Raw genomic sequence first — 2,940 nt, 5'->3', positions numbered from 1 at the left:
GCTTCCACACCTTGCCTATCAACGTCGTAGTCTTCAACGGGCTTCAAGGGAAAACTCATCTTGAGGGAGGCTTCCCGCTTAGATGCTTTCAGCGGTTATCCCGTCCGAACTTAGCTACCCGGCAATGCCACTGGCGTGACAACCGGTACACCAGAGGTTCGTCCACTCCGGTCCTCTCGTACTAGGAGCAGCTCCTCTCAATTTTCCTACGCCCACGGCAGATAGGGACCGAACTGTCTCACGACGTTCTAAACCCAGCTCGCGTACCACTTTAAATGGCGAACAGCCATACCCTTGGGACCTGCTTCAGCCCCAGGATGTGATGAGCCGACATCGAGGTGCCAAACACCGCCGTCGATATGAACTCTTGGGCGGTATCAGCCTGTTATCCCCGGAGTACCTTTTATCCGTTGAGCGATGGCCCTTCCATACAGAACCACCGGATCACTAAGACCTACTTTCGTACCTGCTCGAGCCGTCGCTCTCGCAGTCAAGCACCCTTATGCCTTTACACTCTTGGTACGATGTCCGACCGTACCGAGGGTACCTTTGTGCTCCTCCGTTACTCTTTGGGAGGAGACCGCCCCAGTCAAACTACCCATCATACACTGTCCTCATCCCGGATTACGGGACCAAGTTAGAACCTCAATAACAACAGGGTGGTATTTCAAGGTTGGCTCCATGAGAACTAGCGTCCTCACTTCAAAGCCTCCCACCTATCCTACACAGTTATCATCAAAGTCCAGTGCAAAACTATAGTAAAGGTTCACGGGGTCTTTCCGTCTAGCCGCGGGTACACTGCATCTTCACAGCGATTTCAATTTCACTGAGTCTCGGGTGGAGACAGTGTGGCCATCGTTACGCCATTCGTGCAGGTCGGAACTTACCCGACAAGGAATTTCGCTACCTTAGGACCGTTATAGTTACGGCCGCCGTTTACCGGGGCTTCGATCAAGAGCTTCTCCGAAGATAACCCCATCAATTAACCTTCCGGCACCGGGCAGGCGTCACACCCTATACGTCTTCTTACGAATTTGCAGAGTGCTGTGTTTTTAATAAACAGTCGCAGCCACCTGGTCTCTGCGGCCCTCTCCAGCTCTGGAAGTAAATCCCATCACCAAAAAGGGCGTACCTTCTCCCGAAGTTACGGTACCATTTTGCCTAGTTCCTTCACCCGAGTTCTCTCAAGCGCCTTAGTATTCTCTACCTGTCCACCTGTGTCGGTTTGCGGTACGGTTCTCTATAAGTTATGGCTAGCAGCTTTTCCTGGAAGCCGGGCATCAATGACTTCGCTGTACACCGAAGTGTCAGCACCATGTCGCATCTCAGAGTTAATAGTAAACCGGATTTGCCTGGTCTACCCCCCTACATGCACATACCAGGACAACCAACGCCTGGCTCATTTAGCCTTCTTCGTCCCCACATCACCACTTATAAAAAGTCCAGGAATATTAACCTGGTTCCCATCGACTACGCTTTTCAGCCTCGCCTTAGGGGCCGACTCACCCTGCTCCGATTAACGTCGTGCAGGAAACCTGGGACTTCCGGCGTGAGGGCTTTTCACCCTCATTATCGTTACTCATGTCAGCATTCGCACTTCTGATACCTCCAGCAGACTTCTCAATCCACCTTCATCAGCCTACAGAACGCTCCCCTACCACGTGTACTTAGTACACATCCGCAGCTTCGGTGACTAGTTTTAGCCCCGTTACATCTTCCGCGCAGGCCGACTCGACCAGTGAGCTATTACGCTTTCTTTAAAGGGTGGCTGCTTCTAAGCCAACCTCCTGGCTGTCTATGCCTTCCCACATCGTTTCCCACTTAACTAGTACTTTGGGACCTTAGCTGGCGGTCTGGGTTGTTTCCCTCTTCACGACGGACGTTAGCACCCGCCGTGTGTCTCCCGTGATTCAATTAGCCGGTATTCGGAGTTTGCATCGGTTTGGTAAGCCATGACAGCCCCCTAGCCGAAACAGTGCTCTACCCCCAGTAATCATTCACGAGGCGCTACCTAAATAGCTTTCGGGGAGAACCAGCTATCTCCGGGCTTGATTAGCCTTTCACTCCTAGTCACACGTCATCCGATAATTTTTCAACATTACCCGGTTCGGACCTCCAGTTGGTGTTACCCAACCTTCATCCTGCACATGACTAGATCGCCCGGTTTCGGGTCTACTCACAGCGACTCGCGCCCTATTCAGACTCGATTTCTCTACGGCTTCCTTATTCAGTTAACCTCGCCACTGAAAGTAACTCGCTGACCCATTATACAAAAGGTACGCAGTCACACCACGAAGGTGCTCCCACTGCTTGTACGCAAACGGTTTCAGGTTCTATTTCACTCCCCTCTCCGGGGTTCTTTTCGCCTTTCCCTCACGGTACTGGTTCACTATCGGTCAGTAAGTAGTATTTAGCCTTGGATGATGGTCCACCCATATTCAACCAGGATTTCACGTGTCCCGGCCTACTTGTTCGCGTGCTTAGTTCTTAATGCAACCTACGTATACGGGGCTTTCACCCTCTATGGCCAACCTTCCCAAGTTGTTCTACTTCATTGCACTATAAATCACACCAGGCTCTTCCCCGTTCGCTCGCCGCTACTTGGAGAATCTCAATTGATTTCTTTTCCTTCGGGTACTTAGATGTTTCAGTTCCCCGAGTTCGCTTCGTTAACCTATGTATTCAGCTAACGATGACCATGACTGCTCATGGCCGGGTTCCCCCATTCGGACATCTCTGGTTAAACGCTCGTTTCCAGCTCACCAGAGCTTTTCGCAGGATTCCACGTCCTTCTTCGCCTCTTACTGCCAAGGCATCCACCGTTTGCGCTTCTCTTCTTGACCATATAATCTCAGTTACCTCAGATCATATGCTTTACTTCAAATACAAGTACGCTTGTGTTACCTCTTATTTACCTTATTTTTAATGAACGTCTGGTTA

The 2,940-nt window shown here is 50.9% G+C and carries 1 rRNA gene; it reads right to left on the bottom strand.

Going from position 1 to position 2,940, the window contains the following annotated elements:
* Nucleotides 1–2,843 (bottom strand): 23S ribosomal RNA (locus ACWTEW_RS30130); the annotation flags it as partial.
* Nucleotides 2,844–2,940 lie beyond the last annotated feature (97 nt).

The organism is Legionella stuttgartensis, assembly GCF_977063405.2.
The sequence above is the reverse complement of the archived record's forward strand: the minus strand, read 5'-3'. Positions and strand labels throughout refer to the sequence as shown.